The following is a 25,517-nucleotide window of genomic DNA, read 5'->3' as shown; positions in this document are numbered from 1 at the left end:
CGGTCAATCCATCTTCAGGATGATCTTGCCGAAGATCTGGCGCGATTCCATCCGCTCCAGCGCCCGGTCGATATCGCTAAAGCTGACTTCGGTGTCGATGACCGGATGCACGAGCCCGCGGCCCATCTTCTGCATCGCATCCGCCATGTTCTCCATGCGGCAGCCGAAGGAGCCGAAAAGCTTCAGCTGCTGCTGGAACAGCATCATCAGGTTCATCTCTGTGGAAACACCCGAGGTCGAGCCGCAGGTGACGAGCCGCCCGCCGCGCTTCATGCAGAGCATCGAGCCCGCCCAGGTGTCCTTGCCGACATGTTCGAAGACGACGTCGACGCCCTTCTTCTTGGTGAGCTTGCGCACCACGCCCTCGAAGCGGTCGGTGCGATAGTTGATGACGTGATCGGCGCCGAGCGCCTTGGCCTTCTCGATCTTGTCGTCGGAACCGACCGTGGTGATGACGGTGCAGCCGATCTTCTTGGCAAGCTGGATCGCCGCCGTGCCGATGCCGGAACCGCCGGCGTGGACGAGAATCGTCTCGCCCGGCTCGAGCTTGGCATTGTCGAACAGCATGTGCTCGACCGTGCCGAAGGTGACGGGCGCGAGTGCTGCACCGATCGCATCGACACCGGGAGGAGCCGGCACCAGCAGGCGCGCCGGCAGGTTGACCTTCTCCTGCGCAAAGCCGTCGAGATGAAAGCCGTGCACGCCCGAGACATGTTCGCAGAGATTGTCGCGGCCCTCGCGGCAGGGGCGGCAGAGACCGCAGGTGCGCGCGCCGTAGATCGAGACGAGCTGGCCCGGCAGCACGTTGGCGACGCCCGGCCCGATCGATTCCACGACGCCCGAAGCTTCCGCGCCGATGACCAGCGGCATCTTGCGCTTGGCGAAGGCCATGCCGCGCCAGCCCCAGACGTCGATGTGATTGAGCGCCACCGCCTTGACCCGCAACGTCACCTCTCCGGCGCCAGGTGCGTCCGGTTCCGGCAGATCGGTGATCTCAAGCTTGCGGTCGTCGATCAGTTGCAAAGCGCGCATGGCAAAATCCCTCGCCTGAAGGCGTCATCTCTCTCAAAAATTTGTCGGGAACCGCTTAAGCCGGTTCGAGCGCCATGACAAGGCTGGCATTCTGCCCGCCGAAGCCGAAGGAGTTGGAAAGCACGGCTGAAACCTGGGCTTCGCGCTTCTTGTTCGGCACGACATCGAGAACGATCGACGGATCGGGGTTGGTGTAGTTGATCGTCGGCGGCAGCGTTCCGGTCAGCATCGTCTGCAGCGAGAACACCGCCTCGACGGCACCCGCTGCCGTCAGCGTATGGCCGATCATCGACTTGTTCGACGAGACCGGGATGCCGACGAGCCGCTCGCCGAAGACGGCCGACATCGCCCCATATTCCATCTTGTCGTTCTCCGGCGTCGAGGTGCCGTGGGCATTGATGTAGCCGATGCCGCTCTCGTCGATGCCGGCATCGGCAAGCGCCGCGCGAATCGTCGCGATTGCCGGGCCGCCATCCGGCGACGACCGGGTGCGATGAAAGCTGTCGGCCTTGTCGCCGGCGCCCTTCATGATGCCGAGCACCTTGGCGCCGCGGGCGACCGCCGCTTCCAGCGATTCCAGCACCAGCGTCGCGGCACCTTCGGCGATGACGAAGCCGTCGCGATCCTTGCTGAATGGCTTGGAGGCCTTGGTCGGCGGATCGTTCTGCGTCGAAAGGGCAGACAGCAGCGAGAAGCGGATCAGCGCTTCGGCGCTCAGCGATCCGTCGGTCGCAACCGTCAGCGCCCGGGTCGTGCGGCCCTGGCGGATCGCCTCGATGCCGAGTTGGATGGCCGTGACGCCGGAAGCGCATGCGGTCGACAGCGTCACGGGAAGGCCGCGCGTGCCGAACCGGTCTGCCAGGCGTTCGGAAATCGCGCCGAACAGTGCCGCCTCGTGGAAGGCCGGGTCCGGGCGCTGGCGCAGCGCCGTCAGGAAGCGCTCATAGGCATCGCCCGGATGGTCGGAGGCCGGTGAACGGTCGGCAAGCTCGAAACGCGCGCTCCATTCCGGCTCGATCGGCGGGGCGGCGAGGAACAGCGGGCCGTTGAAATCGCCGGAAAGGCCGGCATTAGCAAGCGCCTCGATCGTCGTTTCGCGGGCAAAAGCATAGGAGCGCTCGACAGCATTCGGCACTGGGATGCCGATGAAATCGACAGTGCCGGCGATCCGAGTCGACAGGCCCTCGGTCGGGAAACGGTTGATCTCGTGGATACCCGACGTGCCAGACGAGAGCGCTGCCCAGTTGTCGCTGAGGCCCTGACCAAGCGAGGTGATGATGCCCATGCCGGTCACCGCCACGATCGGACGGCCGAGATGATCCCTGTAAGCGGAAGCTGTCATGTCCTTACTCCTCACGCATCTGCGGAAAGAACGGCAACACCTTCGCCGCGCTGATGTCCGACCGTGGTTACGACGGCGGCGGTGGCGCCTGCCCGCATCGGCGCCTCATGAGCGACATCGAAGGGCGGAACCTTGGCCTTGCCATCGACGGCAAGGGCTGCAAGCGCCAGCCCCAGCGTGAACTGCGTCTCGATCGTATGGCCGGTGACGCCGCCGAAGCCGCGGATCGCAACGTCGGGCAAATGATGTTCGAGCACCGCCCGTTCACGGGCGGCAAGATCGTGCATACCGGTCGAGCCGGAAAAGACCGCCGTGCTCTCGGCGGCAAGTCCGACGGCCGGTGCCAGGAGCCGCTCCAGCCGGACCTCGAGATTGCCGGCATTGCGGTTGCCGCGGTCACCCTCGACCGCGTCGATGACGGCGTAGATATGGGCACCGCGGGCTTCGGCATGCTTGCGCGATTCGAGCACCAGGAAGGCGCCGGCCGAACCGGTGATCATGCCGCCGCCGTCGCTGGGTCTCCGCGACCAGAGCGGCACCCAGTCGCCGCGCGCATGCGCGCCGATCGCTTCGGTGAGCAGGATCATATCGGGCCGTTCGGCCGCGAAGGCGCCGCCAACCAGCGCATGCGAGGATTCGCCTGACTTGATGCGGTAGAAGGCGGTCTCGACGGCTGATATGCCGGCCGCTTCCTCGCCCATGAAGGTGCGCGAGGAGCCGGTGACCTTGTGCACGATCGAGATATTGCCGGCGAGCAGGTTGGAAAGCTGGGCAAGGAACAGCGTCGGCCGGAGCTCCGTCGTCAGCTTTTCGTTGAGCAGCAGCTCACGGTCGTTGCGCTTCAGCGCTTCGTCGACGATCAGCGTATCGACATTGATGTCACGCTCGCCGCCGCCGGCCGCCACAATCATGTCCATGGCGCCGCAGGCCTCGATATCATCCTTGAAGCCGGCATCGTCGAGCGCAAGGCCGGCAGCGAAAACGCCGATGCGCTGCCAGTTCTCCATCTGGCGCTGGTCGCCGCGCTTGGCGATCTGCTGCGACCAGTCGATCTCGGGCAGCGGATGCACCGGATAGGGCTTGAACTTCTCGGTCTCGACGATCGCCTTCGGGGTAGTGCCGGCCGAAAGCAGCGCGATATGCGCATCCTTGCCGACGCCCTGACAGGTGACGATGCCGATGCCTGTGATGACGACGTCGTTTGCAGCCTTGCTCATCCAATCACTCCCTGCGCCGCGATCGCTTCGAGAAGCCCGATCTCGCCGGCACGTTTCTTCACGATATCGCCGAGCGGCACCTCGGAAAACGGCATGGTGCGAAGCTTCAGCTGCGCATCGCAGACCTTCTTGCCGGCGCTGGTGATTTTAGCCTTGGTGACCGCAAAACCCGAACCGTCATGCTCCAGAACCGCCTCGATGTCGAGCACCGCTTCCGGCTCGACGAAGGTGCGCATCTTGGCGCCGTCGACAGTCATCAGGAAAGGCATGGCGGCAAAATCGGTGACGGCAAGCACCAGCATGCCGGAGGCCTGCGCCATGGTCTCGATCAGAAGCACGCCGGGGACCAGCGGCATTCCGGGAAAATGGCCTTCGAAAACGGGGCTCTTGGCCGGCACGACGGATCGCGCCTTAAGCGTGCCCTTCTTCAGGTCCACCGCTTCGACGCGGTCAATCATCTGGAAATATTCCAGCAGCATTCGGATCCTCCGGCCCGACAGGCCAGATCCGCCCGCCGGTGACGCCTGAAGCGCGTCGCATAGAAGCTGGTCGCACTTTAGGTCTTTGTTTTGTGCATGTCGTCGCCCCAAAACCGCTGCACGCTTTTGGGCGACATGCACTAGTTAGGAACGAAACCGCCCGGCCGCCATATTCACGGCGGCAGGGCGTTCAAAAAAGACTTTTATGTCGCTCAGGCCTTGGCTGCTTTGAGCTCGTCGATCTTGGCGCAGAGGTTCTTCAGCACGAAATATTCTTCGGTGGAAACCTTGCCTTCGTTGACTTCCTGCGTCCACTTTTCGAGCGGAATCTTGATGCCGAATTCCTTGTCGATCGCAAAGACGATGTCGAGGAAATCGAGGCTGTCGATACCGAGGTCGTCGATCGTATGGCTCTCCGGCGTGATCGTCGCGCGGTCGATCTCGCTGGTTTCTGCAATAATGTCGGCAACTTTATCGAATGTAGCGGTCACGCGCTGTACCTCATGAAATGACGATTTAAACCTCCTCATAGGCAAATCCATTTCAAAAGCCAATGCTTTCGTCCCGGCGTTGCGGCAATTTGCCGGTTGGGTGTTGCCTAAACAGCAATGGAATGCCGGTCTTTGCCGTCCCCGGGACGGGCGCCGAGGCGCGCGGCGATGCCGCACCCGAAAGCCCGCCCAGCCGGAAGGCGAAAAAGCCGTCCGAATCAAACCCGCGAACGGCCCTCGCATCGCGGCAAACGCAACTTCCGGCAAAACCGGCGGGCGGGGATGCTTTGATCTAAATCAAACAGCGATCCCGGCGAAATTGATAATCCTCAAGGCGCGCTGGGGGCATGCGCGGGCATGGGCCATGCCGGACGCGCCAATCCTGCCGGCCATACGAAGATTTCAAAAGGGATCAGGACATGGATGTTGCACGCAGTGAGCTTTTCGAGACCAGCACTCCTGTCGCTTGCGCTTCCTGCCAGGCGCGGCACGGCGTCGTCTGCGGCGCCCTGTCGAGTGGTCAATTGAGAGAGCTCAACCGCCACTCTCTGCGCCGCAAGATCGAGGCCGGCTGCGAAATCATCGCCCAAGGGGCGGAAAGCTCTTTCTATTCGAACATCATGCGCGGGGTGGTGAAGCTCTGCAAGGTGATGCAGGACGGGCGCCAGCAGATCGTCGGGCTGCAATTCGCCCCCGATTTTGTCGGCAGACCTTTCGTGCGTGAAAGCACGCTATCGGCTGAGGCTGCGACCGACGCCGAAATCTGCGTCTTTCCCCGTAACCTGCTCGACCGCATGATATCCGAGACACCAGAGCTGCAGCGCAGCTTGCACGATCAGGCGCTGAAGGAGCTCGATGCCGCGCGCGAGTGGATGCTGACGCTCGGCCGGCGCACCGCAGGCGAGAAAGTCGCAAGCCTGCTTTACCTTATCGCCACACATGCCGAACCGCAGACCGCCACGAGCACCGCCTTCGATCTGCCGCTATCGCGCGCCGAGATCGCCGATTTCCTCGGGATGACGATCGAAACCGTCAGCCGCCAGATGACCAAGCTGCGCAAGCGGGGCGTCATTCACATCGAGAACTTTCGACATATCGTCGTCCCCGATATGGATGAGCTGCAGAGCATGACCAGCGCGTAAAAAAGGGATCAAATGCCGCATTCGGCTTTCCGGTCCGGGATCAGCGCGTGATTATGACACGGGTATTGGCAAGGCCGGCCTGTCGTGCCAGCGAGAAGAACTGGGCAGCATTGTCCGGATGTAAGCGAACGCAACCATGCGAGGCCGGCCGGCCCAGCCGCTTCAGGTCGAAGGTGGCGTGAACGGCGTAACCGCCGTTGAAAAACACGGCGAAGGGCATCGGCGCATTGTCGTATTTCCTGGAGCGGTGATCGCGCGACAGCCATTTGGCGCTCCACGAACCGGTCGGCGTGACATAACCGTTGCGCGCGGTCGAAACCTTCCAGCGATATTTGACGAAGCCGTTCTCGGTAACGGTCATCGTCTGCTTGCCGATGCTGATATTGGCGACCAGCGTTGCGGCCTGAGCGGCAACCGGAGAAAACTGCAGCAATAAACTTGCGGCAGCAGCCGCCAAAATCGTCTTCATGATAACCCCTCTTCGGCCCGCGCAGCTTCATTGCGCCCTCACGGAAGAGAGACTACGGCAATACTTATTATATTGCTTTAATCCGAATGGTAATCACAACTCTAACGAGCCAAGGCGGGAGTTACCGGAGTAAGACACCGGCCTCTGCTTCACTGGAGCTTGCGCGCCGCCGAAGGCTGCTTGAGCTGTTGGTAGGCCTTGTTCATCTTCTCGCGGATCGAGGCCATTGTGCCGAGATTATGCCCGCAGGCCGCACAGGTGATGATGTCGGTCTCCCGGATCTCGGGACGTTCGAACTTCATCTTCGTGCTCTTGCACTTCGGGCACGGTAACTCAACCTGAACTGTCATCGCTCTGCTTCCGGTCTGATAAGATATGAGGCGGTTCGAATAAACCTTTGCGGCGGCCATGTCCACCGGGCGTGATGTACCCTAGAGAAAACACAAGAACAGCCCGAAGATGATGCCCGTAAGCACCATGCAGCTGGCATAGAACACCGAAACGCCGTCCTCGATATCGGCCGCAGTGGCCATATCGCGCCCGGGATTGTTGATCATCGGCTCGGCCACGATGACGCCGCCATAGACCCGAGGGCCGGCGAGTTGGACATTGAGCGCACCTGCCATTGCCGCTTCCGGCCGGCCGGAATTCGGCGAGCGGTGGAGGCCGCCATCGCGCATCGCCACCCGAACCGCTTCTCGGCTGGCACTGGTGCCGCGCCTGATCCAGGCGCCGGCGGCGATCAGCAGGATCGAGAGGCGGGCGGCCGGCCAGTTGGCGACATCGTCGAGCCGGGCGGCCGCCCAGCCGAAATCGATGTATTTTTCCGACCTGTGGCCGATCATCGAATCCGCGGTGTTCAGCATCTTGTAGGCAAGCAGTCCCGGCAGGCCGAAGACGGCATACCAGAGCGCCGGCGCCACCACGCCATCGGAGAAATTCTCGGCAAGGCTTTCGATCGCCGCGCGGCAGACGGCCGGCTCGTCCAAAGTCTCGGGATCGCGCCCGACGATGCGGGAAACGGCGGCCCGCCCACCGGCAAGCCCTTCGTCGCGCAGCGCAATAGCGACGGCCGCGACGTGATCGGCAAGGCTCTTCTGCGCCAGGAAGATCGCCACCAGCCCGGTCTCCAGCAGGATGCCGGCAAGGCCGAACAGCGCGAAGAACCGGTCGAACACCAAGCCTGCGGCCACTGCCAGAAGAAGCAGCGCCAGGATGGCGGCGACGCCGTTCATCCGGCGTTGCGAGCCTGTCAGGCTTGATGGGTTGAGCTGCTGGTCGGCATAGGAAATCACCGCGCCGAAGATGGCGACGGGATGCGGCACCCGCGACCACAGCCATTGCGGATCGCCGAGGATCCGGTCGAGCAGCAGCGCCAGAAGCAGCACGAGAAGGTTTTCGTCGATCGTCATCGCTCAAATCTCTGAAGGGCTTCGATAAGCCGCCTGTCCGCCGCCCCATCGGGCGTCAGCCCGAAACGCAGCCACTCCGGCGCATAATCGAACTTGCGGACGAGAATATGATGGCGGCAGAGATGCGTGTAAATGTCGCCGGCTCTCGCATCGGCGACAAGGGTAAACAGCGCCGTTCCCCCCGCCGTCCGTAATCCCGCTCCCATCAGCGCCGCATGCAGACCGGCGCAACGTTCATCGATACGGCTACGGATCGAAGTAACATCCGAGCGCAGCAGCGACGCTGCAATCGAAAGCGCCGGGCCGGAAACCGCCCAGGGGCCGAGCCAATCCTCGAAGCGCGCGAGAATATCGCTACGCGCAATCGCAAAGCCGAGCCGCAGGCCGGCAAGTCCGAAGAACTTGCCAAAAGAGCGGAAGATGATGAGGTTGGAAAGTTCTTGCACGCGAGCCGCCAGGCTCAGCGCCGGATCGGTATCCCCGAAAGCCTCATCGACGACGAGCAGCCCATTTGCCGCTTTCATCCTGTCGTGCAGTGCGACCAGCGTTTCCGTCGACCATATGCGCCCATCCGGATTGTTCGGATTGACCACAACCGCGAGCCGATGCTCGATCCCGATTGCGGCAACATTATCGACCGCGTCGACGGCAAAGCCGGCCGAAGCGAAGGCGCGCGCATATTCCCCATAGGTCGGCGATACCACGGCAACCGTGTCGTCCATGGCGCCAACCGGCTTACCCGCCGCGATGAGGCGCGGCAGCAACTGGATCACCGATTGCGTGCCGGGCACCGGCAGCGGCAGGATCTCGCCGCTGCCATAATGATCGCGCGCCGCGCGCCTTGCCTCATCGACGAGATGCCGGTCCGGCAGCCGATGCCAGGCCCTTGCCGGAATGTCGGGCAAGGCGACAGGGCATGGATTGATGCCGGTGGAAAGATCGAGCCAGTCTTCCGGCCTGCCGCCGAAGGTGGCGGCAACGGCGGTGATGCCGCCGCCATGGGCGATCGGTGCGCTCATGCGGCAGCTCCGGCCAGATCGATCAGATGCATGTAGGAGCCCGCCACCTGGTCGCGCCGGAGGCCGGCAGCACCCAGATCGGTTCCGAGGGCATCCTGCGTTGCAAACAGCCGATTCCCCTCGCCCTCGGAGACGACGGTGGAATAGTGGAATTCATGCGCCGTCATCGTCCGCGCGAAAAAGGCGCCGTCGAGCGGCATGACGCGGCGATAGCCGAGATGGCGTTGCCGCTTGGCATAGCTGGTGACGACGGGCAGCAGGCCGAGCATTTCGTGGCGGCGCCCTTCCGCGTCAATCAGCCCGTCGCCGAGCACCATGTAGCCGCCGCACTCGCCGTAGATCCTGGTGTCTCGTGCCGCCGCATCGAGCATGCCGGCGCGAAAATTCTGCGCCGCGGCCAGCCGCCCGGCATGCAGCTCGGGATAACCGCCCGGCAGATAAATCGCATCGGCATCGCCAGCCGGCGCCTCGTCGGCAAGCGGCGAGAAGAAGGAGATCGCAGCACCCCGGCGCCGCCAGCCGAGCAGCATGTGCTCATAAGAAAAGGCAAAGGCGACATCGCGTGCCACCGCGATACGGGCGCCCAGCGGCATCAGCCGCTCGATATTGGCGGCCGACGGCCGGTTGAGCCCCTGCCTGGCGATGCGCAGCAGGAATTCAAAATTGCATTCCTCGGAGACCGCATCCGCCGCGTGATCGATGAAATCTTCGAGGCTCGCATGTTCGCCGGCCTGGACGAGGCCGAGATGGCGCTCCGGCAGCGAAAGCGCCTTGTCGCTGCCGATCACGGCGATGACGGGCATGCGGATAGCCTCAAGCGCCTGGCGCAGCATCGCCTCGTGCCGTTCGCTGCCGACCTTGTTGAGGATGACGCCGGCAACGCGGACATCGGCGCGGAAACCGGCAAAACCGGCGACCAGCGGCGCCACCGACTGCGACATGCGCGAGGCATCGACGACGAGCACCACCGAAAGACCGAGCTGGGCGGCAAGATCGGCCGCCGTGCCCTTTCCGTCGGCCGCTCCGTCGAAAAGCCCCATCATTGCCTCGATGACGAGGATGCGGTCGCCGGAGCGATGCAGGGCCGCATTGGCCGAGATCAGTTCAGGGCGCATCGCCCAGGGATCGAAATTCAGGCAGAGCGTGCCGCTTGCCGCCGCATGGAAGGCGGGGTCGATATAGTCAGGACCTGCCTTGCCGGGCGCGACCGCGATGCCGCGGCGGCGAAGCGCTCTGAGCAGCCCGAGCGTCACCGTCGTCTTGCCGGCGCCGGAGGAAGGGGCTGCGATCAGGAGGCCGCTCATGCCTGCACCTTGCCGGACCGGCGGAACGGATCGGGTTGCAGGCGCCGTCCGCCGAGCGCGCCGAGCCAATCGAGCGAGGCTCTGAGCCGCACCACCTCGCCGACGACGACCACCGCCGGCGGCTCCAGCCCGGAGGCGGCAACAGCCTCGGTCGCCTCTCCGAGCGTCGTTTCCAGCACCTGCTGCCGGCCGGTGGCGGCATTGCAGACGAAGGCGACGGGTTCCGACGGCAGCCGGCCGGCGGCGATGAGATTGGCGCTGATCTCGGCGATATGCTTCATCGCCATATACATGACGATGACGGGCGAGCCCCGGCCGATCGCCTCCCAGTCGATCCTGTCAGGCACGATACCGGAGGAATCATGGCCGGTGAGGAAGGTCACGGCATGGTTGATATCGCGATGTGTCACCGGAATGCCGGCATAGGCAAGCCCGCCGATACCGGCGGTGACGCCGGGCACGATGCGGAAGGGAATATTGTGCTCGACCAGCGTCAATGCCTCCTCGCCGCCGCGGCCGAAGACGAAGGGATCGCCGCCCTTCAGCCGCAACACGCGCTTGCCGGCGCGCGCCAGATCCACCAGCCGCAGCGAAATGTCGCGCTGTTTCGCCGAAGGCTTGCCGCCGCGTTTGCCGGCATATTCCACCAGCGTTTCCGGCCGCGCCAGTGCCAGGCATTCCTCGTTCACCAGCGCGTCGTGCACGATGACGTCGGCCTCGAAAAGCCCCTTGGCGGCAAGCAGCGTCAAAAGCCCGGGATCGCCGGGACCGGCGCCGACGAGCCAGACGCTGCCCGGCTCCAGCGCCGGAAGATGGGAGAATGCGGCATCGATCATCATGTTGATCTAGGCCCCGCAAAGGGCAAGGTCAACGCCGCGCCCGTCACCTCACTGGAAGTTGCTGAGATTGCTATGACTCACTTCGCAAAGAGGCGGATTCGATTTCACAACAAACCCGCTCAACAATATGAATAGATTATAATATCATCAAGAAGGCCAGCCGCGGCGCAGCCGGCCTTCCCGACCGTCAGGCGGCAAGCAGCGTGTTGCGGATGAGGTCGATGACCTTCTCCGATTCGATGCCGGTGCAGACGATCTGGCTCGGCAGGCCGTCCCAGTCTCCATTAGGCGGAAAATGCCGGCCGTCCCGCTTGACGATCGTCTGGCCATCGGCGATGCCGCCACAGACGACGCGCACAGCACCCGATATCGACGAGAACAGCTCGGGCGCCACGACATAGACGCCGGCGCAGCTGTCATGCACCATCATGCCGTCTTCGACCGCGTGCTTATAAAAATCGATATAGGACTGCGAGAGCGCGTCGAGCTGCTTGAGAGCCTTATCACCCCTCGCCGCCATCTCGCCGAGATAGCTGCGGCTCATCGTGGTGATCGCGGTGACGTCGAGGCCGATGACGGCCACTTTCCACGGCGCGGTCATGACGATGTCGGCAGCCTCGGGATCACCGTGAATATTGGCCTCGGCGACCGGCGAGACATTGCCCGGCACATAGAAATTGCCGCCCATGATAACGACGTCCTTGACCAGCGTCGCAATCTCGGGGTCTTCCTTCAGCGCCAGCGCCAGGTTGGTCATCCGGCCGACGGCGACGAGGCGGACCTCACCCGGGTTGGCGCGCACCGTGTCGATGATGAAGCGATGCGCCGGGCGCGCATCGAGCGGCAGGTCGATCGTTTCCGGCACGTCGATATCGCCGAGACCGTTGTCGCCATGCACCATGGCCGGCCACGGCCGCTCCGCACGCGAGGAATCGATGGTGACGCTGGCGCCCTTGGCAACCGGTGCCGCAATATTCCATTCGCGCTTGAGGAAGAGCGCATTGCGTGTCGTCGTCTCGACTGAAGCGTTGCCGAAGACCGTGGTAATGCCGAGAAGGTCGATCTCGGCATGACGGTGCAGGAAAAGAAGCGCCATGGCGTCGTCAACGCCAGGGTCGGTGTCATAGATGACCTTGTGCATGAGATATCCTCTAGATGTGAACCCGTGAAGCTGCCGGACGGCGCCGCGAATTGGCGCCACCATAACGTCGGCTAGGCTTTCTGCAACCCGCTGCGGGCAACTGCCGCCGTCGCATGCGCAGATTTGATTTTGGCGACGGCAAGCTCGGCATCCGGCCCCGCAGCCGCCAGCGCAGCTGCCTCGGCAACCCCATGGCAGCCGACGCGGGCAAAGACCTTCGCGGAGGGATTCTTGAGCCGCGGCGTCTCCTCTTCCAGCCGCGGCGCGTCGAAAAACACGGCGGGCACGGAAAAATGCGCGGCAACGGCAAGGATTGCCGGCTCATGTCTCCGGCTGTCGATCGAGGCAATGGCTGCGAGTTCCGCAGCAGCAATACCGGCTGCGTCGAGCGCTGCGATCGCAAGCGCCAGCATCTCGGCAGGTAGCGTCCCCCGCTCGCAACCGAGGCCGAGCACGTGGCGCCTCGCCCTATCGAAAGAGATATCGCTCATGGAAAACCGCCGAATGCGCCCTGCCCGTGTCCTCGCAGCCATTGCAGCTTGGTGCGGCAAATGCAACAAGGCCGTCCGAAATCCCTGCCTGGAATACCACCTTGCCCGATATCGCCTTCCATCTGCTTCTACTGCTCTGCATCGCTGCCTTTTTTGCCGGTTTCGTCGATTCCATTGCCGGCGGCGGCGGCCTCGTCACCGTTCCCGTCATGCTGATCGCCGGCATTCCGCCGCTCCAGACCCTCGGTACCAACAAGGTGCAGTCCCTCTTCGGCGCCGCCTCGGCCACGATCGCTTATGCTCGCAAGGGCCATGTGGAGCTGCGTGAGCAATTGCCGATGGCGCTGATGGCCATCATGGGCGGCGCATTCGGCGCCGCACTCGCCACGATCGTGCCCGGTGAGGTGCTGGAGGCGATCATGCCGGTGCTGCTGGTGGCGATCGCGATCTTCTTTGCCGTCAAGCCGAACCTCAACGACCTCGACAAACACCGTCTCATCACACCCTTCGCCTTTGGCTTGACGCTTGTTCCGGTCATTGGCCTCTATGACGGCGTCTTCGGCCCCGGCACCGGTTCCTTCTTCATGCTGGCCTTCGTCACACTCGCCGGCTTCGGCGTGCTGAAGGCGACGGCCCACACCAAGCTTCTCAATCTCGGATCGAATTTCGGCGCGCTCATCGTCTTCGCAAGCTTCGGCGCGATCCTCTGGAAGATCGGCCTGTTGATGGGCATCTGCCAGTTCCTCGGCGCGCAGCTGGGTTCCCGGCTGGCCATGCGCATCGGCGCAAAGCTCATCAAGCCGCTGCTCGTCTTCGTCTGCATCGCCCTTGCGGTGAAGCTGCTCGCCAACCCGGCAAATCCGCTGCGCATCTGGCTCGGCGCCTGACACGCACCCTCGACCATCTTCATTACCTCTGGCGTAATTGATACGGTACATCGCCTTCCCGCATGATCGGGCTGCCTGGAATTGACGGGCGATCAAGAGGAGATGACCTGATGAATGACGCAAACAACAACGCAGAGCGCTATCTCGCCGTCTGGAATGAGACGGATGCCGCTCGCCGCCGCGCCCTCATCGCCGAGAGCTGGAGCGAAGCCGCGACCTATATTGACCCACTGATGCGCGGTGAAGGCCATGAGCAGATCAATTCGCTGGTCGAGGCGGTGCAAAGCCGCTTCCCCGGTTTCCGCTTCGCCCTGATCGGCGCGGCCGACGGCTACGGCGATAACCTGCGCTTCTCCTGGGGGCTCGGCCCGGAAAATGGCGAAGCGCTGATCAAGGGCACAGATTTCGCCGAGCTCGAAGGCGGCAAGCTGAAATCCGTGCGCGGTTTCATAGATTTGCTGCCGGAAGCCGCCTGATGTCGCCGACCGCCCGCTCGCTTGGAGACCATCTGCGCGAATGGCGCCAGCGCCGCCGCATGAGTCAGCTCGACCTCGCGCTGGAGGCGGAGATCTCGCAGCGGCATCTGAGCTTCATCGAGAGCGGGCGCTCGACACCAAGCCGCGACATGCTGCTGCATCTTGCCGAACGGCTCGACGTGCCCCTTCGCGATCGAAACCCGCTGCTGCTCGCGGCGGGTTTCGCTCCTGTTTTTGCCGAACGCAAGCTGGATGATCCCGCACTGGAACCGGCCCGTCGCGCCATCGACATGGTGCTGAAAGGGCACGAGCCCTTCCCAGCAATCGCCATCGACCGCCACTGGACACTCATCGCAGCCAATGCGGCCATTGCGCCGTTGCTCTCAGGCGTTGCCGACCAGTCCTTGCTCTCGCCACCCGTCAACGTACTGCGCCTCAGCCTGCATCCACAAGGATTGGCGCCCCATGTCAAAAACCTCTCCGAATGGCGCGCCCACCTTATCAGCAGGCTGCGCCAACAGTTCTCGGCTTCGGGCGATCTAATGTTGGACAAGCTTTTGAAGGAGTTGCTATCCTATCCAGCGCCTAAAACTGCCGGCGAGGTCCATACCGACTATGCCGGCATCGCCGTTCCCCTTCAACTTTCGACCAAGGCCGGCCTGCTTTCCCTGATTTCGACAACGACGGTCTTCGGCACACCCGTCGACATCACGTTGTCGGAACTCGCGGTCGAATCTTTCTTTCCGGCGGATGACGAAACGGCGGCCATCCTGCGCAGCCTCGCGCTCAGCTGACCGTCTCAGAACTCCACGCCGGGCTGGCCCTTGATGCCGGAGCGGAAGGGATGTTTGACGAGTTCCATCTCGGTCACCAGATCGGCGATCTCGATCAGTTCCTCCTTGGCGTTGCGCCCCGTCAGCACGACATGCGTCATCGCGGGCTTCTCGGTCTTCAGAAAGGCGACGACGTCGTTGATGTCGAGATAGTCGTAGCGCAGCGCGATGTTGATCTCGTCGAGCAGCACCATGGAATTGTTTTCGTCGCGGATCAGTTCCTTGGCCTTTTCCCAGGCGGCCGAGGCGGCCGCGACATCGCGGGCGCGGTCCTGCGTTTCCCAAGTGAAACCCTCGCCCATCGTGTGGAACTGGCAGAGATCGGAGAAATGCTTCTCGATCAGGTCGCGCTCGCCGGTCCACATCGCACCCTTGATGAACTGCACAACGGCCGAGGGCTTACCGTGGGCGATGTGGCGGAAGATCATGCCAAAGGCGGCCGACGATTTTCCCTTGCCCTTGCCGGTATGGACGATGATCAGGCCCTTGCCGTCGGTCTTAGTCGCCATGATCTTGTCGCGCGCCGCCTTCTTCTTCGCCATCTTCTCGGCGTGGCGCGCATCGTCCTTGCCGGTCCCGGCTTCTGCGATCTCGCTGTCAGGAGTCTCGTCACTCATTGGTTCACCTCATTCTGTTGTCTGGCGGCCAGGTCGAACTGGGCCGAATTGCTGCGCGGCGTCCAAAGACTGCGGTCGACGGCTTCGCGCAGCCGCTCCCTCATCTCGTCGAATGCAGCCGGGTTCTTCTCGATCATGAAATCGCGCACGGCGGGATCGGCGACGAAGGCCTGGTAGACCGCCTCGAAATGATGAGCGCCGACCGCCCCCGTCGTCGCCGAAAAGGCGAAGAGATAATCGACTGTGGCGGCAATCTCGGCCGCCCCCTTATAGCCGTGGCGCATGACGCCTGCGATCCATTTCGGATTGACGACACGTCCGCGCACGACGCGGCCGATCTCCTCCTCGAGCGAACGGATCACCGGCTTTTCCGGCCTGGAATGGTCGTTATGATAGATCGAGGGACGCGCGCCGGCGAGCTGTTCGGCCGCCGCCGCCATGCCGCCCTCGAACTGGTAGTAATCGTCGCTGTCGAGCAGGTCGTGCTCGCGATTGTCCTGGTTCTGAATGACGGCCTGCACCGAGCGCAGCCGCTCCTCGAACAGGCCGCGTTCGGCCTTGCCTTCCTCGCCGGCGCCATAGGCATAGCTGCCCCAGACGAGATAGGCTTCGGCGAGATCGGCGCGCCGCTCCCAGCCCTTTTCGTCGATCAGCGCCTGCAGGCCGGCGCCATAGGCACCAGGCTTCGAACCGAAGACCCGGTAGCCCGCCCGGCGCCTTGCCGAGACCTCGTCCAGACCGGCGGCGGCAAGCCTTGCGGCCTCGCCGCGCATGCGCGCTGCGATCGGATTGTCGGCCTCGTCCTCGTCAAGCGCGCCGACGGCGCGGATCGCCTTGTCGAACAGCGCGATCTGCTCGGGGAAGGCATCGCGGAAAAAGCCGGAGATGCGGAGCGTCACATCGACACGCGGCCGTCCGAGCATCGCCGGCGGGATGATCTCATAGCCGGTGATACGGCGCGAGCTCATGTCCCAGAGCGGCTTGACGCCTATCAGCGCCAAAGCCTGGGCGATGTCGTCACCGCCGGTGCGCATATTCGACGTGCCCCAGGCCGTCAGCCCGAAGGAGACAGGCCATTCGCCGTGATCCTGCACATAGCGGCGCACCAGCAGTTCTGCGGACTTCTTGCCGAGCTCGTAGGCCGCCGGCGTCGGCACGGCGCGACTGTCGACCGAATAGAAATTGCGGCCGGTCGGCAGCACGTCGGGCCGCCCGCGCGTCGGCGCGCCGGAAGGCCCGGGCGCGACGAACCGGCCGTCGAGGCCTTTAAGCAGCCCGTCGATCTCGGCGGGGCCGCAGGCAAGGATGGAGGGCTTGAGGCGGGTGTCGATTTCGGAGAGCACCGATCTGGTTTGAGACCAGAGGGACGGGCAGTCCATCTCGCCGGAGACGAATTTTGCGGCCAGCAGTTCGATGCGCTCGACGGTGTCTCCATTGGTCCGCCAGGCGGCGTCGAGAATATCGGCGACGATTGCGGGCTTCGGGCGGGTCCAGGCAGTGGCCATGTCGCAATCGAGAGGGTCGAAGATAGAGGCACCCCGCACGACGCCGCTCAATCCAGCATCCGCCGCGATCGCCCGCTGCAGGCTCGCATCCCCGCCCTCACCCAGTCCGCGCGGCACCCGCGCCAGCGCCACGGTCAGGTCCGTCAAGAGCCGCCCCTCGGGCGACACGCCGAACACATGCAGCCCGTCGCGGATCTGCATTTCCTTGAGGTCGCAGAGATAGGCGTCGAGCTTCTTCAGCGCCTCGCCCTCGCTTTCGCCCTTCGTTATGCCGGCGTCGCGGTCGAGGCCGATATCGGCGACGAGATCGAGAATCTGCCGGCTGAGCAGGCGGATGCGGCGGGGATCGCCGCCGGAGGCCTCATAATATTCGTCGACCAGCGCTTCCAGGTCTTTCAGCGGCCCGTAACTCTCGGCCCGCGTCAAAGGCGGCGTCAGATGATCGATGATGACGGCAGCGCTGCGGCGCTTGGCCTGCGTGCCCTCGCCGGGATCGTTGACGATGAAGGGATAGAGATGCGGCAGCGGCCCGAGGATCGCCTCGGGATAGCAGCTTTCCGACAGCGCCAGCGCCTTGCCCGGCAACCATTCGAGATTGCCGTGTTTGCCCATGTGGATGACGGCATGGGCAGCGAATTCGCGGCGCAGGAAAGCGTAGAAGGCGAGGTAGCCGTGCGGCGGCACGAGATCCGGCGAATGATAGCTTTCCTTCGGATCGATATTGTAGCCGCGCGCCGGCTGGATACCGACGAGCACACCGCCGAACCGGGCAAACGGCAGAGCGAAAGCGCCCCCGCGAAAATACGGATCGTCTTCGGGATCGCCCCAACGGGCTCTCACCTCGTCCTGAATCTGATTGGGAAGAGATCCCAGGAAGCCGTTGTAGAGACTCAGGGAAAGCGTCTCTCGGATGATCTTGCCGTCATGACCGGAATTGGTCGGTCCTTCCATCAGATGGCGGATCAGCGCATCGCCGTCGGCCGGAATGTCGGCGACCGGATAACCCGCCGCCCGCATAGCCTTCAGCACTTCGATGGTGCCGGCCGGCGTATCGAGGCCGACGCCGTTGCCGAGCCGACCGTCGCGATTCGGATAATTCGCCATGACGAGCGCGATGCGCCGGTCGCCGGCGCAAGCTCTCCGCAGCCGCGCCCAGTTGGCGGCAAGCTCCGCCGTATAGCCCACCCGGCCGGCATCTGGTTCGCTGGCGACGATATTCGTCTCGACAGCCGCATCGTAGCGCGCCGCCGTCTTGAAGGAGACAGCCCGCGCCAGCACCCGGCCGTCCACCTCCGGCAGCGCCACATTCATGCCGAGATCGCGCGCCGACAGGCCCTGCGAGGAAGCCGCCCACGCCTCCCTCGAAGAAGCCGACAGGATAGCCTGCAGTACGATCGCCTCATTCGCCTCCAGCACCGTTGGCTGCCGATCCGCACCCGGTGCCGAGACGGCAAAGCCAGTCGTGTTGATGACGACATCGGGCTTCAGTGCCGAAAACACGCTTTCGAGAATGCCTGTCGAAACGGGATCCTTGAGGCTATAGGCAAAGACCGGCAACGGCCGGAGGCCAAGTGCGACCAGCGCCTCGACCAGCGCCTCGATCGGCCCGGTCTCGCCGCTTTGGACGAGGGCGCGATAGAAGCTGATAGCGACGACGGGGGAGGGTGCGGGTTCGATTCCCATCTTCTCCGTCGAGTTTGAGGTACCCCCCTCTGTCCTGCCGGACAAAGAGGCAGCCACGCGCCAAGACTCCTCCGCAACAACCCGCCGCCACTCCTCAACCCCGATCAACCCTCGCCCCGGCCACCAGATGCCGGCCTTCATCAGTGGCACCGCCGGCGCCGGCTTCTCCATGCCTGCCAGCATCGCCGCGGCATAGTCGAGGAAGGCCCGCGCATTGGCATCGCCACCCTCGATCAGATAGGCCCACAGCGCATTGAGATCGTCGAGATCAACATTGGAGAAAGGGACGAGCCCGGCATCCGGCTTCGCATCACCCGGAAGCACCGCGATCAGCGCACCGGCGCGGGACGCTGCGGCATGCAGCGCTTCCAGCGCATAATGGAAATAGCTGGCGCCGCCGAGCGCCCGCACGACAATCAGCTTGGCATGCCGCGCCGTGCGCTCGACATAGGTATCGACCGACATCGGATGCTTGAGGCTCATCAGGCTGGCGAGCCGCAGCGAATGCTGCCCACCGCGGTCGCGGTGGGCGGCTGCGATCGCGGCAAGCTCGCTGTCGGCAGCCGACAGGAACAGGATCTCGCCCGGCGTCTGCCCGAGGTCGATCGCCTCCTCGCCGTCGCTGATCGTTCCCTGCTGGGCCAGAAGCAGATGCATTGGTTTATGCCAGCTCTTCGATTGCCGCCCTCACCGCGTCCTGATCCATCTCGTGCAGGCCGATGACGACGAGGCGCGTCGTGCGCTTTTCGCCTGGAGCCCAGGCGCGGTCGAAATAATGATCGATGCGGCTGCCGACGGCCTGGAGCTGCAGGCGCATCGGCTTGCCGGCGATATCGACGAAGCCCTTGAGGCGCAGCACGTCATGGGTTGATATGATCGCCTTCAGCTTCTCGACGAAGCCGGCGGGATCGGCAACGGGTCCGAGATCGACGACGAAGCTGTCGAACTCGTCGTGGTCGTGCGGCGCGCCGTCTTCATGCTCCAGCTCATGATGCGACTTGCGATTGGCGACATCGTCCTCGGTGCCGATACCAAGGCCGAGCAGGATGCCGGCCGAGACTTCGCCGTTCTTCGCCTCGATGATCGCGGGTTTGCGCACCGTGCGGGAGGCAACCTCGTCGCGCACCCTGATAAGACCTGCCGCGTCGATCAGGTCGGTCTTGTTGAGCACGATGAGATCGGCGCAGGTGAGCTGATCCTCGAACAGCTCCTCGATCGGGCTTTCGTGATCGAGCGATTCATCCTCGGCGCGGCGCGCATCGACGGCATCATGGTCGTCGGCGAACCGGCCGGCGGCAACGGCGGCGCTATCGACCACCGTGATGACGCCGTCGACGGTCACTTGCGTGCGGATATCGGGCCAGTTGAAAGCGGCGACCAGCGGCTGCGGCAGGGCGAGGCCCGAGGTTTCGATGACGATGTGGTCGGGCCGCTGTTCGCGCTCGAGCAGCTTCGTCATCGTCGGAATGAAATCGTCGGCGACAGTGCAGCAGATGCAACCATTGGTGAGTTCGATGATGTCGTCCTCGGTGCAATTCTCCGCGCCGCAGCCCTTCAGCACGTCACCGTCGACACCGAGATCGCCGAATTCGTTGATGATGAGCGCGATCTTCTTGCCGCCGGCATTGGTGAGCAGGTTGCGGATCATCGTGGTCTTGCCGGCGCCGAGGAAGCCGGTGATGACGGTTGCAGGAATTTTCTGCTGGTTCATGAACTTAACCCTTCATTTTCAGCGGCAGGCCTGCCGCGATGAAATAGACTTCGGCGGCCTTCGCCGCGATCGATTGGTGCAGCCGGCCGGCATGATCGCGGAAATCCCGCGCCATGCGATTGTTAGGCACGATGCCGAGGCCGACCTCGTTGGAAACGAAAACGAGCCGCGCCTTCGCGGCGGCCAGGAAATCGGCGAGCGCTGCAAATTCCGCCGCCATGTCGCGCTCCTCCATCATCAGATTGGTGACCCAGAGCGTCAGGCAGTCGATCAGCACGATGCGTCCCTCGCCGTCGATGGCGCCAAGCTTGCCGACGAGATCGAGCGGCTCCTCATGCGTCGTCCAGGACGGACCGCGGTCGGCCTTGTGCTGAGTGATACGCGCCTGCATCTCCTCGTCCCAGGCCCGGCCGGTGGCAAGGTAGTGGCGGTCGAGGCCGGTCGCGGTGACGAGAGCTTCGGCGAAGCGGGATTTGCCGGAGCGCGCGCCGCCGAGGATGAAGATGGTGGTCATGCTCAGACGCTCCTCAGGGAGGGTGCGTAGCCGTGGCTTGTTCCGAGTGCACCTTTTTCGACTGCTGGGGGGACCGAGTATTCGACATAACCGGCCGAAAGCACTCCTCTTGCAGGGCTGCTTGGAGGCGTCGCGAGCGCCGCACCAGGCCGCGCTGAATTCAATCGTTCAGCCAAGACAACCTCCGTGCTGGCAACGGGCGTAGTGCCCAGGTGTGGGCTTCTGGCCCGGCACGTAATGGCAGGTCTCCTGGCTCGCGGTTATCGGCCGCGATCGGGGCAGACCGGAAACCGGTCGCCCTGATCGTGCCGGCGGATCATCCTCGCCTTCCCGGCTGCATTGGTGAAAAGGTGGACGATTCGTAGATTTAGAGGCGTCCGACCCCGGTTGATCACCATGCATCTCCAGTGGCTTTTCCGGCATGTTGCCCACCCCGCCCGCTTGCATGATTGCAAGCCGCCGGCCGGAGGGGCTCGGTGCCGGATGGAAGACCCTGACCGCTCTACAGTCGCGGGGTCGGCTGTGATGAAGGCGCCCGGTTTGGGTCCGCCCCTTCACATTCCCTTTTCATCCGGAAGGGCGCAACACCGATCCGGAACCATCCGTTATGTCAGGATGGTCGGGCGACCATCCGTTGAGGGATGGTTAGGCAAGCCGGGGTGTGAAGTCAACCGGCCTTGACGGCCGGTCAGCTTCCGAGCAGATGGCCCAACCCTATCAACACGACTTAGTCTACCTAAAATATCGTCATTTATCAGAGGCTTACGTCATAAATATTTGTCCCGGGCGCCGGCTTTTCGCCGCAATTGCGTCGCAAGCGGACTGCGCGACCATCTCCGCCCTTGACCGGGCCTCTCCCCGCCTAGTTGTCTAGCCATGCTTATGAAATTGGATCGGCGCCGTTTCCGGGCGCTGCGTGTTTTCTTCGATCCGGGCCGCCTGCGGGCGCTGACCCGCCGCAGCGAGGTCGGCCTGTCACTGGCGGGCGCCGTCGTCGGCATCATCTCGGGTCTCGCCGTCACCGGTATGAGCTACGTCTCCAGTGAGCTGCATCAGCTGGTCTTCGGCATCGCCGATAGCGAGCGGCTGAGCTCATCCGAGATCGAGAACAAGATGCTGCTGCTCACCGCGCCCGTAATCGGCGGCGCTCTGCTCGGCCTGTTGCTCCTGGTGCTGGCGAAACGGCGCAAGAAGCCGATGGTCGACCCGATCGAAGCCAATGCGCTGCATGGCGGCCGTCTATCCTTGACCGACAGCATCATCGTTGCCGTCCAGAACCTGATCTCCAACGGGTTCGGCGCCTCGGTCGGACTGGAGGCCGGCTATACCCAGCTTGCCGCCGGCCTTGCCTCGAAATTCGGCCTGAAGCTGCAGCTTCGCCGCTCCGACCTGCGCATCCTCGTCGGCTGCGGCGCGGCGGGCGCCATCGCCGCCGCCTTCAACGCGCCGCTGACCGGCGCCTTCTATGCCTTCGAGCTGATCATCGGCACCTATACGATCGTGTCGCTGACACCCGTCGTCGTCTCAGCTCTCATTTCCACCCTTGTCGCAAGGCTGCTTGCCGATGGTGATTTCACCATCGATATCGGCAGCTTCGGCTCGGTCGTGCCGGCCGATTATATCCCGGCGCTGCTGCTCGGCGCCTTCTGCGCCGGCATCGGTATCCTGATCATGCAGGGCGTCTCCTTCGTCGAGGAACTGGCGCGCAAGAGTTCGATCGCCCCACCCTTCTGCCCGGCGCTCGGTGGCGTCATCGTCGGGCTCTTGGCGATGATCTCGCCGCAGGTGCTCTCGGCCGGCCACGGCGCGCTGCATCTCAACCTCTCCCGCGAGGTGGCGATCCCGACACTGATCGGTCTCTTCCTGTTGAAATCCCTGGCCTCGGCGATCTCGATCGGCTCCGGCTTCAGGGGCGGCCTGTTCTTCGCCTCGTTGTTCATGGGCGCCCTGCTCGGCAAGCTCTTTGCCTATTGCGGACCCTATTTCGCCGATGCGACGCTGACCCCCGTCATCTATGCCGTGGTCGGCATGAGCTCGCTTGCCGTCGCCGTTATCGGCGGACCGCTGACCATGACGTTCCTGGCGCTCGAAATCACCGGCGATTTCCCGATCACCGCGCTGGTGCTCGCCGCCGTCATCACCTCGTCCCTCGTCGTACGCTCGACCTTCGGCTATTCCTTCGCCACATGGCGTTTCCACCTGCGCGGCGAAAGCATCCGCAGCGCCCACGATGTCGGCTGGATTCGCAACCTGACGGTGGACAAGCTGATGCGCGCCGACGTCAAGACGGCAAAAGCGAGCATCTCCCTGGAAGAATTCAAGCAAGCCTTCCCGATCGGCTCGGTCCAGCGCGTCGTCCTCGTCGAGGAGAGCGACAAATATGCGGGCCTCGTGCTGGTGCCGGAGATTTACGCCAATCCGACCGACGCACAGGACGAGGGCAAGACGCTTGCCGATTTCATCCACTACCGCAACGATTTCCTGCAGCCGCAGATGAATGCCAGGCAGGCGGCGGCAATCTTCGACAAGAGCGAAAGCGAAGCTCTCGCCGTCGTCAACAACCTGATCGAACGCAAGGTGATCGGCCAGCTCAGCGAAAGCTATACGCTACGCCGCTACAGCGAGGAACTCGACCGCCGCCGCCGCGAGGTCTCAGGCGAGATTTAAGCGTCGTCGCGACGACTGGATCGTCATCTCAGGATACCATGTCGGCGAGCTTGAACACGTTTACCGCTTTCGAAACCCCGCGCAATTCGAAAGATCCCAGACAGTCGTTGGCGACGGCACAGGTGACGGCGAAGCTTTCCGACATCAGAAGGTGATGTCCGAGCGTGCCGCAGAGTTTTTCAAGCCGCGAAGCCTCGTTGACGGCGCTGCCGATAACCGTGAAATCAAGCCTGCCGCGTGCGCCGATATTTCCGTAGAAGACCTCGCCGAGATGCAGTACGACATCGACGCCGATGTCAGGACCTCCATCATTCCTCCGCTGACCATTCAGCACCTTGTTGGCTTCTAGAATATTCCTTGCGGAAGCCAGTGCGGCCATGCAGGCCTTTTGCGGATCTTCAGCATCTGTCGGAAAGATCGCCAGCACGCTATCGCCCATGAACTTGAGGATCTCGCCCGAATTTTCCTCGACATGCCAGCCGATCAGCTCGAAATGTTCATTCAGAAACCCGGCGATTTCGCCCGGCTGATAGATCTCGGTCAGCGCCGTGAAGTTTCTCAGGTCCGCAAGGAGGATTGCAGCATTGATCGCCCCTCCCTTTCCCCTCTGAATATCGCCTGCAAGGATGCGTGCACTTGTCTTGGCGCCTGTATAGACGGCAAGGATATCCGATGCGGTTTTCGATGCCGCAATGCGATAGCAAGCCAGCCCCAGCGCTGGGAAGAGCTTCGCGACGATCGCCAGTTGATCATCAGAAAATCCGCCCGGCCTGTCGCTTGTGAGAGACAGACTGACGCCACGCAGCGCAGCCTCCTTCGGGAATTCCAGCAGGCTGACCAGGTGATCCGTGCCGCCGGCATGCGCGAATTCCCCAAGCTGCGGGTAGTCATCGACACCCTCACCCCTTGCGATGTTCCATCGACCTGATGTTTCGCCGCGGCCCAAAAGAAAATAGATCGGCGTCTTCTCGAAATTCAGCACTGCCGCACTGCCATATTCGGCATTCTCGATCGTGGTCGCACCGCCGCGCACGAAATTGGCCGAGACGCCGCCATACATGGGATGAATAGACGGCATCGAGATGCTTCCCCGCCAGATCGGAAAGCCATCCGCGATCAGCCGATCGCACAATCCGGCTATCAGCTCGCCAATATGCTCAGCTGTGATTCCATGTTCTATAAGCCACTGAATATGATTGTTAATTTCCGAACCTCCAAATGACCGACGCAGATTATGGTCGGAAATCGGGCAAATGGACGGCGATGACCACCGGGGTTGCCACATCAACCAATAGTCGAGTCAGGCGGATATTTCTAGCCGTGGTCTCCGGCAACGACAATCAGTCATTCGCCTGCCGACGAGGAGCTGTGAGAGTGCCGCAGAAGTGAAAGATGGTGCCGCAGCGCCTACGGATATCTCACATCCTGACTGTCATGCCGCCGTCCACCGTCAGTACGTGGCCGTTGACGAAGGAAGCGGCGGCGCTTGCCAGAAAAAGCGCCGCGCCGGCGATCTCGTCCGGCCGTCCCCAGCGCTGGACCGGGATACGCTGGCGCACAAAGGGCATCAATTCCTCGTTCGCAGCCATCGCCGCGTTCGTCTCGGTGGCAAACCAACCGGGCGCAATTGCGTTGCTGGTGATGCCGTGCGGGCCGAATTCGACCGCCATGCCGCGCATCAGGCCGGTCAATCCCTGCTTGGCTGCCGGATAGACGCAATCACCGGGCATGACGACATGGCCGCTGATCGAGGTCACCGCGATCAGGCGGCCGTGATTGCGTCGCTTCATCAATACGGCAGCGTCGCGCGAAAGCGTCATGGCCGCCGCCAGGTCGGTGCGAAGCAGCTCGATGATGGCATCATCGTCGAATTCAGCCAGAGGCCGCCTGTCGCGGGCGCCGACATTGTTGATCAAAATGTCGAGACGACCATGGATCTTGTCGATATCGGCGATCGCAGCACGCTGTGCCTCGCGGTCGGCGATATCGAATGCGGCGGCCTCCGCCGTGCCGCCCGCAGCCCGGATGGTCCTGACGGCCTCTTCCAACGTCGCCGCCGTACGTCCGTTGACGATGACATGCGCCCCGGCCTCGGCCAGGGCGCGTGCCATCTCGAAGCCCAGCCCACGACCGCCGCCAGTCACCAGCGCCACCTGACCTGCCAGTGAAAATCTATCCAATATGCTCATGGTTTTCGTCGCTCTCAAAGGGTCCGTCGCGACAATTAATGGACTCAGTCAACTAAT

At 63.3% G+C, this 25,517-nt stretch carries 24 protein-coding genes and 1 riboswitch; of the genes, 5 read left to right on the top strand and 19 right to left on the bottom strand.

What is annotated here, in order from left to right; genetic code table 11:
- Nucleotides 1–3 precede the first annotated feature (3 nt).
- The 5 genes from ACMUVN_RS04560 to ACMUVN_RS04540 all read right to left on the bottom strand — a co-directional run bounded on the left by ACMUVN_RS04560 (nt 4) and on the right by ACMUVN_RS04540 (nt 4,561).
- Entirely contained in the window at nt 4–1,032 is a 1,029-nt protein-coding gene (locus ACMUVN_RS04560) for a zinc-binding dehydrogenase (RefSeq protein ID WP_018480789.1), read from the bottom strand.
- A gap of 55 nt (nt 1,033–1,087) precedes the next feature.
- A complete protein-coding gene (locus ACMUVN_RS04555; RefSeq protein ID WP_028756572.1) occupies nt 1,088–2,374 on the bottom strand; it encodes a beta-ketoacyl-ACP synthase in 1,287 nt (428 codons plus the stop codon).
- Between the two features lie 11 nt (nt 2,375–2,385).
- Entirely contained in the window at nt 2,386–3,591 is a 1,206-nt protein-coding gene (locus tag ACMUVN_RS04550; protein WP_132572046.1) for a beta-ketoacyl-ACP synthase, read from the bottom strand.
- The gene (locus ACMUVN_RS04545; protein ID WP_003564235.1) at nt 3,588–4,070 is read right to left on the bottom strand and encodes a 3-hydroxyacyl-ACP dehydratase FabZ family protein; all 483 of its coding nucleotides are present in this window, start codon (nt 4,068–4,070) and stop codon (nt 3,588–3,590) included. The genes ACMUVN_RS04550 and ACMUVN_RS04545 overlap by 4 nt, the downstream gene beginning before the upstream one ends.
- A 212-nt stretch (nt 4,071–4,282) precedes the next feature.
- Entirely contained in the window at nt 4,283–4,561 is a 279-nt protein-coding gene (locus ACMUVN_RS04540; RefSeq protein ID WP_003540486.1) for an acyl carrier protein, read from the bottom strand.
- A 419-nt stretch (nt 4,562–4,980) separates the two neighbouring features.
- Here ACMUVN_RS04540 and ACMUVN_RS04535 point away from each other — a divergent pair, with 419 nt between their 5' ends.
- Complete coding sequence (locus tag ACMUVN_RS04535) at nt 4,981–5,703, top strand: Crp/Fnr family transcriptional regulator (RefSeq protein WP_028756574.1); 723 nt, start codon at nt 4,981–4,983, stop codon at nt 5,701–5,703.
- 40 nt (nt 5,704–5,743) lie between these two features.
- On the opposite strand, the gene ACMUVN_RS04530 is transcribed toward ACMUVN_RS04535, so the two are convergent.
- The 8 genes from ACMUVN_RS04530 to ACMUVN_RS04495 all read right to left on the bottom strand — a co-directional run bounded on the left by ACMUVN_RS04530 (nt 5,744) and on the right by ACMUVN_RS04495 (nt 12,378).
- On the bottom strand, nt 5,744–6,172 hold the full coding sequence (locus ACMUVN_RS04530; RefSeq protein ID WP_028756575.1) for a L,D-transpeptidase: 429 nt from the start codon (nt 6,170–6,172) through the stop codon (nt 5,744–5,746).
- A 149-nt stretch (nt 6,173–6,321) separates the two neighbouring features.
- Nucleotides 6,322–6,522 carry an ECs_2282 family putative zinc-binding protein gene (locus tag ACMUVN_RS04525; RefSeq protein WP_028756576.1) on the bottom strand — a complete coding sequence of 67 codons (201 nt, stop codon included), beginning with the start codon at nt 6,520–6,522 and terminating at the stop codon, nt 6,322–6,324.
- An 81-nt stretch (nt 6,523–6,603) separates the two neighbouring features.
- Entirely contained in the window at nt 6,604–7,584 is a 981-nt protein-coding gene (cbiB, locus tag ACMUVN_RS04520; RefSeq protein WP_028756577.1) for an adenosylcobinamide-phosphate synthase CbiB, read from the bottom strand.
- Nucleotides 7,581–8,603, bottom strand: a complete 1,023-nt coding sequence (gene cobD / locus ACMUVN_RS04515; RefSeq protein WP_047610276.1) for a threonine-phosphate decarboxylase CobD — start codon at nt 8,601–8,603, stop codon at nt 7,581–7,583. The genes cbiB and cobD overlap by 4 nt, the downstream gene beginning before the upstream one ends.
- Nucleotides 8,600–9,907: a cobyrinate a,c-diamide synthase gene (locus ACMUVN_RS04510; RefSeq protein WP_047610278.1), complete on the bottom strand. Its 1,308-nt coding sequence runs from the start codon at nt 9,905–9,907 to the stop codon at nt 8,600–8,602. Before ACMUVN_RS04510 ends, cobD begins: the two co-directional genes overlap by 4 nt.
- Nucleotides 9,904–10,743 (bottom strand): uroporphyrinogen-III C-methyltransferase, encoded by an 840-nt coding sequence (cobA, locus tag ACMUVN_RS04505; protein ID WP_028756567.1) that lies wholly within the window; start codon nt 10,741–10,743, stop codon nt 9,904–9,906. The genes ACMUVN_RS04510 and cobA overlap by 4 nt, the downstream gene beginning before the upstream one ends.
- Before the next feature lie 190 nt (nt 10,744–10,933).
- Entirely contained in the window at nt 10,934–11,887 is a 954-nt protein-coding gene (locus ACMUVN_RS04500; protein ID WP_028756566.1) for a nucleoside hydrolase, read from the bottom strand.
- A 71-nt stretch (nt 11,888–11,958) separates the two neighbouring features.
- The gene (locus ACMUVN_RS04495; RefSeq protein ID WP_028756565.1) at nt 11,959–12,378 is read right to left on the bottom strand and encodes a cobalamin biosynthesis protein; all 420 of its coding nucleotides are present in this window, start codon (nt 12,376–12,378) and stop codon (nt 11,959–11,961) included.
- Nucleotides 12,379–12,479: 101 nt separating this feature from the next.
- Between ACMUVN_RS04495 and ACMUVN_RS04490 the strand changes: the two genes are divergently transcribed.
- The 3 genes from ACMUVN_RS04490 to ACMUVN_RS04480 all read left to right on the top strand — a co-directional run bounded on the left by ACMUVN_RS04490 (nt 12,480) and on the right by ACMUVN_RS04480 (nt 14,535).
- Nucleotides 12,480–13,265: a TSUP family transporter gene (locus tag ACMUVN_RS04490; protein ID WP_028756564.1), complete on the top strand. Its 786-nt coding sequence runs from the start codon at nt 12,480–12,482 to the stop codon at nt 13,263–13,265.
- Between the two features lie 110 nt (nt 13,266–13,375).
- The gene (locus ACMUVN_RS04485) at nt 13,376–13,741 is read left to right on the top strand and encodes a nuclear transport factor 2 family protein (protein ID WP_028756563.1); all 366 of its coding nucleotides are present in this window, start codon (nt 13,376–13,378) and stop codon (nt 13,739–13,741) included.
- Nucleotides 13,741–14,535 (top strand): helix-turn-helix domain-containing protein, encoded by a 795-nt coding sequence (locus tag ACMUVN_RS04480; RefSeq protein WP_414814895.1) that lies wholly within the window; start codon nt 13,741–13,743, stop codon nt 14,533–14,535. The genes ACMUVN_RS04485 and ACMUVN_RS04480 overlap by 1 nt, the downstream gene beginning before the upstream one ends.
- Before the next feature lie 5 nt (nt 14,536–14,540).
- Here the strand turns inward: ACMUVN_RS04480 and cobO are convergent, their stop codons facing one another.
- Genes cobO through cobU form a run of 4 tightly spaced genes read right to left on the bottom strand, consistent with a single transcriptional unit; the run spans nt 14,541 to nt 20,604 of the window.
- Entirely contained in the window at nt 14,541–15,191 is a 651-nt protein-coding gene (cobO, locus tag ACMUVN_RS04475) for a cob(I)yrinic acid a,c-diamide adenosyltransferase (protein WP_028756561.1), read from the bottom strand.
- Nucleotides 15,188–19,036, bottom strand: a complete 3,849-nt coding sequence (gene cobN / locus ACMUVN_RS04470; protein WP_132572053.1) for a cobaltochelatase subunit CobN — start codon at nt 19,034–19,036, stop codon at nt 15,188–15,190. Before cobN ends, cobO begins: the two co-directional genes overlap by 4 nt.
- 4 nt (nt 19,037–19,040) lie before the next feature.
- Nucleotides 19,041–20,090, bottom strand: a complete 1,050-nt coding sequence (gene cobW / locus ACMUVN_RS04465; protein WP_132572056.1) for a cobalamin biosynthesis protein CobW — start codon at nt 20,088–20,090, stop codon at nt 19,041–19,043.
- A 4-nt stretch (nt 20,091–20,094) separates the two neighbouring features.
- Entirely contained in the window at nt 20,095–20,604 is a 510-nt protein-coding gene (gene cobU, locus ACMUVN_RS04460; RefSeq protein ID WP_132572059.1) for a bifunctional adenosylcobinamide kinase/adenosylcobinamide-phosphate guanylyltransferase, read from the bottom strand.
- A gap of 221 nt (nt 20,605–20,825) precedes the next feature.
- Nucleotides 20,826–21,222: riboswitch (cobalamin riboswitch) on the bottom strand.
- Nucleotides 21,223–21,480: 258 nt separating this feature from the next.
- Between cobU and ACMUVN_RS04455 the strand changes: the two genes are divergently transcribed.
- Complete coding sequence (locus tag ACMUVN_RS04455) at nt 21,481–23,271, top strand: chloride channel protein (protein WP_132572062.1); 1,791 nt, start codon at nt 21,481–21,483, stop codon at nt 23,269–23,271.
- Between the two features lie 28 nt (nt 23,272–23,299).
- Here the strand turns inward: ACMUVN_RS04455 and ACMUVN_RS04450 are convergent, their stop codons facing one another.
- A complete protein-coding gene (locus tag ACMUVN_RS04450) occupies nt 23,300–24,556 on the bottom strand; it encodes an adenylate/guanylate cyclase domain-containing protein (protein ID WP_132572065.1) in 1,257 nt (418 codons plus the stop codon).
- Nucleotides 24,557–24,689: 133 nt separating this feature from the next.
- Entirely contained in the window at nt 24,690–25,460 is a 771-nt protein-coding gene (locus ACMUVN_RS04445) for an SDR family oxidoreductase (RefSeq protein WP_414814894.1), read from the bottom strand.
- Between the last annotated feature and the right edge of the window lie 57 nt (nt 25,461–25,517).

The organism is Rhizobium sp. IY2 (assembly GCF_047532935.1).
Taxonomy (GTDB): Bacteria; Pseudomonadota; Alphaproteobacteria; order Rhizobiales; family Rhizobiaceae; genus Rhizobium; species Rhizobium anhuiense.
This window is presented reverse-complemented; position numbering and strand designations above follow the sequence as displayed.